This window comes from Comamonas sp. w2-DMI (genome assembly GCF_040187735.1).
Taxonomy (GTDB): domain Bacteria; phylum Pseudomonadota; class Gammaproteobacteria; order Burkholderiales; family Burkholderiaceae_C; genus Comamonas; species Comamonas terrae.
Genome location: NZ_JBANEL010000060.1, coordinates 1 through 5,424, shown reverse-complemented (window position 1 = coordinate 5,424; position 5,424 = coordinate 1). Strand labels below are relative to the sequence as shown.

Here is a 5,424-nt window from a genome sequence, read left to right as displayed (position 1 = left end):
CGACTGACTTGCGCGTCGATCTCGGAACTGAAAAGCGTGACCCAGTGTTCCCAGGACAGGCCGCAACCACGCTGGGCGTGCTCGGCGGCGGCCTTGCAAACAGCCCGCCACGCGGATTCGTCCAGCGCGGAACGGGGGGGTATCGCAAGCGATGGTGGACATGATGGAGACCTCCAGAAAATGGCCAGGGCCTCCCCCGCATGGGGAAGGAACCCCGGCGGGTGGATGAAGAACACCGCGCATGCGGCGTCTGCGATCACGCAGGTTGCAGTTCGGCCTGGCGGCTCCACTCCTGCGTCTTGAAGTCCAGCGCGTAGCCCAGCTCGCCCAGGCGGGCGATCTGCGCGCGCAGGGCGCGGCGGTCGATGGTCGAATCCAGCTTCACGGACTCGCCCAGCGGCCACAACAGGCCGAACAGCGCGGCGTCGCCATCCTCGGTACTGCCGGGGGCAGTCGCCGCAGCAGGCGTCGGCGCATCCACGCCGAAAGGCGTGGTATCGACCAGCGGGTCCGCGGACGCCTGCATGGGTGCAGGTTTGGCGGGCTTGGACGGTCTGGCGGGCTTGGCCGGCGTTGCCGCAGGCTGCGCCCCTTGCTCTTCATCGAGCGGATCGACGTCCTGGGTGGCGAAGCTGCGGGCTTCGTCGCGGCTCAGTTTGTCGATGCCGTTGAGCGTCATGCCGTCGAGGCTGGCACGGATCTCGAACCGCATGCCGCCGCCGACCGGGTAGGACTTCGGGAAGATGTACCTGATGATGAATTCCCCGTCGTACTTGCCTTCGGGGTACTGCTCCAGCTCCGGGTCTTTGACCTCGAACGTACCGAGGTGCGTGGCGAGGCGGCCGACCGTGAACGGGCCGTTCTTGCCGCGGATGGTGCGCAGCGTGAGCTGGCCCGGGACGACGATGGGCGCGACCGATTTCTCGGGTGCCGATGTGACTGCCATGATGGTTCTCCTTGAAGAATAGGAAAAGGCAAGGCCCCGTGAGGGGCCATGCCGGATCAGAACGAAGCAGCCAATGCCGGCTCATGCTCTTCGACCTCACCTGCGGGCTCGCGCTCGGCGGGCTCGACAGGCTGGTCAGCAGCGGTGCCGGCGGCGTCCTCGGCTTCGGGCGCGGGTGCGTCCTCGGCCTGCGGCGCCTCGGCTTGCGCCTGGCTCGGCGAATAGACCGTCTTGCCGTCGATCTTGATGAGACCGATGTGGATCAGCGTCGATTCCAGGCTCGCTCCCGGTTCCCCGGCGCGCTCGCCCTTGGTGCGGATGTACGGATCGATCTTCATGTCGTTCAACTTGAAGCCGATCAGCACCTTGCGATCCCCTTCGATGGCCTGCACGCACCGGCGTACCAGGTGCTCGGCCTCGGGGGTGGTGACGATGGTGTCGAAGTACCGATATTCCGGTTCACCGACAGGCCCGGCCAGTGCCGCGACGCAGCACGACAGGAACGGATCGCCATCCTTGGGGGTGATGTCTTTCGGACGGCTGAGGTAGCCGATGCCGCGCGTGATCAGCTCGTGCTGCCTGATCGAAGCCAGTTCGGCCCGGTCAAGCGGCTCGGCCTTGAGCAGACGCGCCTTGAGACTGGCGCCCGGCTTGCCGGCGTGCTGGCCCTTGTCACGAATGTACGCATCGCCCCAGAGGTCTCCGAGGCGGAAGCGCACCAGCGGGCGCTGCTTGGGATCGTCAACGCCGATGTAGCGCTCGACCAGCTTCTTGGCATCCGCACCGGACACCTTGACGTCGAAGTAGCGGTAGGTCGGGTCCTTGGCGGAACCGACCAGTGCGGCGATCGTGCATGCGATGAAAGGCTGTGCGCGGCGGCCGCCCCGAACGGGAACCTCGCGGGCACGCTGGATATATCCGATGCCCGAGGTATGGATGTCGAAATACGATTTCTCGTTGGACGTGGTGTTCATGGTGAATCTCCATTGGGATGAAGCGGAGACACACCGGCCCACGCATGCGGGGAAAGGTGCGTAACCCCGCGGTGGGTTGATAAGGCGAAAGCATCCGCCACCAAGACTGGTGGCCGCTCGCGGACGGATGCGGTGCGAGCTGGGTGATCAACGCGGTGGAACCGCGCCGTAGCCTTGAAGATCGTGGCTACCTGGGATGCTGCTGACGGCTGTCAGCGAGGCATGGGGGCAGCATGGGCGGGGTTCGCGCGCGCGGCAGCAATCAATCGGCATCCGGGCGTTTCCCTTTGTCCGCGCCGCCTGGCGCCTGCCACAGGCACTTGGGGCCGCGCAGGTGCTCGGGGGTGTCAGCGCGGCGACGGCTGGGGCGGCTCCAGGTGCCGCCGCCGCGCGTACCGACCAGCCGCCAGCCGGCAGCGCGCAGGCTGGCACCGCCTTCCTCGGGCAAGGTGTAGGTGATCAGCCGCGTGTAGCCCAGTGCCTTGGTCGCCTTCCAGGCGGCTCCGTAGAGCTTGCTGCAGGCGTTCGGTGCGCCATCGGTGCAGAGCCTGGTGACTTCGAGGGTCCAGCCGTCGTCCAGGTGACGCGCGACCGGGCGACCGACGATGGCCACGCCACAGATGCCGTCGCTGCCGGACAGCGTGACCGCCAGGGCGAACTTCGCCCCTTGAACCGGACGGTGGTGCCGATGGTGCTCCTGCACGAAGGCATTGGCGGTGCGCAGCGACACGGGCACCAGTTGCAGCCGTGGCGAGGCCAATGCCGTGCGCACAGCATCAATCGCCGCAGAAGCAGGCGAGCGGTTCCTCGGCGGCATCGAACAGGTCGCCCTGGTCGGCAGCGAAGCGCGCCAGGTCGGCGTAGCTGGGACCATCGGCGCGAAACCGAGCCCCGCTGGGCTTGCTCGCCAGGTTCAGGGATTCCATGCGAATCCACCACACAGCGGCTTCGGGCCGGGCCTTGATGAGGGCCAGGCGCTGCCTGCGCGGCTTCAGAAAACACAGGTCGCAGTTACCTTCGAGCGTGCGGCCGTTCACCGTGAGCAGTTCAAGGTCGAACGGCTGCGCCTGCCAGAAGTTGCCCACGTCGCGCACGGTGACGCCCGCGTCCGCCAGCGGCATGCACATGGTTTCGTGGGTCGATTCGGTGGAATGGCCGCGCGCTCGAATCTTGGCGACGCGCCGCTGCTCGTCGGCGCGGATACCGATCATCTGGTCCCAGTCCGTCCAGCCCAGATGCCGCAGGAAACGGTGCATCGGGCGAATCTTCAGGCTGGTCGTGCAGCCGCGGGCGACGGGATTGGGCAGGTACTGGCGCCTGCGGATCAGCGCCTCGAACGGTTCGCCCTGGCGGCTGGCGCGCTCGAAATCGACCAGCATGAAGCCCGGCTCCGTGGGCAGGTACTCCAGCCAGTGGATAGGCACCTGCCAGTGTTCAGCGCAGTCGCGCACGAAGCGCAAGGTCGCTTCCACTTCCTTGCCCGTGTTGGCGAAGCACACCACGGTGTCGGTGGGTAGCTCGCTGTTGGCCTGCAACACGCGCCAGAGCATGTAGGCGCTGGTGCGGCCGCCCGAAAAGCTGATGCAGGTAGGTTGGGTAATCTTGAACGGGTCGTGCATGCGGTCGTCTCCGTGGGCATGTCGGTGGTAGGCCGACGAGGCAGGCCATGGCGGCTGAAGACGAACGCGCACGCGCAGCGGTGGCCGCGATGCGAAGACAAGAAAGCCCCCGGGTGGGGGCTGCGAGGGCCGCGCGGCGGTTACTACGCTACGCCGGGGGAGCTACCTCCAGCGACAGATGCGTGGCGGTGGCGGACAGCATCAGGTCGTCCGTGCCGTGCAGGATGCGTGCGAAGACGCCTTCCTTCGGGTCGAAGAATTCGCCGAAGTCGTCGCCGCCCAGTTCGGCGCGTGCCAGTTCCCACCAGTCATCGAACGGATCGGTATCCGGGTTGCAGCCGACGGCATAGGCCAACAGCTTCACCCGACCGTCCGTGCGGCGTTCCCCGCGCTCGGCGAGGAAGTACACGCCCTGATCCTTGGCGAGGATCACGCGGCCCTGGGTGGCGATCGCCTCGGCCAGCACGGGGCGCAGGTCGGAGCCTTTGAATCGCAGGGACATGATTGAAATCTCCTGTGTTGAATGGAAAAGAAAAGGCCCTCCACCCGGATGGATGGAAGGCCCGTGGGGCTTGTGGCCGGTAGGCTTCGGCGTCAGCCGTAGTGCCGCCGGGCCTCCTGCCATGGAACGAAGCGCGCATCACCGCCAGTTGAGATCGGAAGCTGCAAGCCCCCGGTCTCTTCCGCCGAGAAGCACGTCGCCTGGTCGAACGGGACCCAGCCGAACTCGTCGGACCAGAAGCCGGCGCTGTCGCCGATGGCCGACTCGTTGGGCGAATACACCACCCAGCAGTCGCCGGCCTTGGATGTCATGCCAGCACTGCCTGGCGGCGGGCCGCTTTGGCGTCGATCACGCTCACGTCGATCAGCCGCCAGCGCCCGTCGTCGATGAGCCGTTCCAGCACTTCGCCGAGCATGTCGAAATACACCTCGTCGTGCCGATCGACCAGTTCGCCGTTGCGGTGCAGTTCCACCACGTAGGTGTCCCCGCCGCGGTCGTAGAGGATCGTCACCTGGCCCTCGAACTTCGCGGTCGAGACCGTGAAGCTGATCGCCGGAGGCGTTTCGATGATCTTGGACGGCTTGGGATCGACCCAGGTGAAGTCCCGGGCGCCGGCATCGACCAGCATGTGGGTGATCCGCCGGAACCCGTCGGGCGCCGGCATTTCCTCCATCTGCTCGACGAGTTGGCCCAGTTCCATGCACTGCGGCTGGGGGATGGGCAGCTTGGCCGGTGCGGAACCGAGGATGTGCCTCGTGATCGTGTAAGGCGTGCCATCCGAGGTTTTCTCGGTGATGACTTCCGGGGTGTCCGCGCGCAGGCCGTCGAAGCGGCGGCGGGCATACGGTTGGACATGCACCTTGGCACCTTCGCTCGGGACGGTGGTCACCAGGTTGGGGTCGAGCACCGCGAACTCGCTGGGCTTGAGCTTGACGACGATGGCATTTTCATTCGCCGCGACCACCTTGCCGTCGAAGGGTTGGGGATCGATGGCGAAGCCCAGCGTCGAGGATTGCGGCTGATCATCGAACACGCGGTACTTGAACGACCGCACATTGCGGGGCACATGGCCTGCGACAAGCGAAGGCATCAGGGTTTTGATGAGAGAGCGATCCATGGGAATCTCCTTGAGGAAGAACAAGGGATTCCCCGCCCACAAGGGAGAGGTCCCTTGTGGGTGGATGGACGCTGTACGTCCGTAGGAAGAAACGACCAGCACGGTTTCCCGCGCTTGCAGCCTCGAAGGTCTTGGCTGCCTGGGCATGTGTCGGCAACGCCGACGAACATGGGGCAAGAATGGCCCTGGAGTGAGCGGTCCGCCCGTAGGAAACCGCACCGCGCCGCATCCGCTTTCCTTCGCTGCGGGCAAGAAAAAGCCCCTCG

General features: G+C 66.1%; 7 protein-coding genes and 1 pseudogene. All 8 read right to left on the bottom strand.

Annotated elements, in window-relative coordinates; all coding sequences use genetic code 11:
• Positions 1 to 260, bottom strand: a pseudogene (locus V8Z74_RS25905) (hypothetical protein); the annotation flags it as partial.
• A complete protein-coding gene (locus V8Z74_RS25900) occupies positions 257 to 946 on the bottom strand; it encodes a DUF3275 family protein (RefSeq protein ID WP_087535307.1) in 690 nt (229 codons plus the stop codon). The gene V8Z74_RS25900 and the pseudogene V8Z74_RS25905, both read right to left, overlap by 4 nt.
• Positions 947 to 1,002: 56 nt before the next feature.
• Positions 1,003 to 1,920: a DUF3577 domain-containing protein gene (locus V8Z74_RS25895; protein ID WP_349712248.1), complete on the bottom strand. Its 918-nt coding sequence runs from the start codon at positions 1,918 to 1,920 to the stop codon at positions 1,003 to 1,005.
• Positions 1,921 to 2,182: 262 nt separating this feature from the next.
• Positions 2,183 to 2,692, bottom strand: a complete 510-nt coding sequence (locus tag V8Z74_RS25890; protein ID WP_349712245.1) for an XF1762 family protein — start codon at positions 2,690 to 2,692, stop codon at positions 2,183 to 2,185.
• Between the two features lie 4 nt (positions 2,693 to 2,696).
• Positions 2,697 to 3,539 carry a phosphoadenosine phosphosulfate reductase domain-containing protein gene (locus tag V8Z74_RS25885; RefSeq protein WP_087535305.1) on the bottom strand — a complete coding sequence of 281 codons (843 nt, stop codon included), beginning with the start codon at positions 3,537 to 3,539 and terminating at the stop codon, positions 2,697 to 2,699.
• A gap of 148 nt (positions 3,540 to 3,687) precedes the next feature.
• Complete coding sequence (locus V8Z74_RS25880) at positions 3,688 to 4,041, bottom strand: DUF3085 domain-containing protein (RefSeq protein ID WP_087535304.1); 354 nt, start codon at positions 4,039 to 4,041, stop codon at positions 3,688 to 3,690.
• A gap of 92 nt (positions 4,042 to 4,133) precedes the next feature.
• Complete coding sequence (locus V8Z74_RS25875) at positions 4,134 to 4,352, bottom strand: hypothetical protein (RefSeq protein ID WP_087535303.1); 219 nt, start codon at positions 4,350 to 4,352, stop codon at positions 4,134 to 4,136.
• Positions 4,349 to 5,158 (bottom strand): GTPase, encoded by an 810-nt coding sequence (locus V8Z74_RS25870; protein ID WP_087535302.1) that lies wholly within the window; start codon positions 5,156 to 5,158, stop codon positions 4,349 to 4,351. Before V8Z74_RS25870 ends, V8Z74_RS25875 begins: the two co-directional genes overlap by 4 nt.
• Positions 5,159 to 5,424 lie beyond the last annotated feature (266 nt).

Bases quoted from the DNA above. Each gene is read 5' to 3' on its own strand.
- V8Z74_RS25900 (WP_087535307.1), bottom strand. From the start codon at position 946: ATGGCAGTCACATCGGCACCCGAGAAATCGGTCGCGCCCATCGTCGTC.
- V8Z74_RS25895 (WP_349712248.1), bottom strand. From the start codon at position 1,920: ATGAACACCACGTCCAACGAGAAATCGTATTTCGACATCCATACCTCG.
- V8Z74_RS25885 (WP_087535305.1), bottom strand. From the start codon at position 3,539: ATGCACGACCCGTTCAAGATTACCCAACCTACCTGCATCAGCTTTTCG.
- V8Z74_RS25880 (WP_087535304.1), bottom strand. From the start codon at position 4,041: ATGTCCCTGCGATTCAAAGGCTCCGACCTGCGCCCCGTGCTGGCCGAG.
- V8Z74_RS25875 (WP_087535303.1), bottom strand. From the start codon at position 4,352: ATGACATCCAAGGCCGGCGACTGCTGGGTGGTGTATTCGCCCAACGAG.
- V8Z74_RS25870 (WP_087535302.1), bottom strand. From the start codon at position 5,158: ATGGATCGCTCTCTCATCAAAACCCTGATGCCTTCGCTTGTCGCAGGC.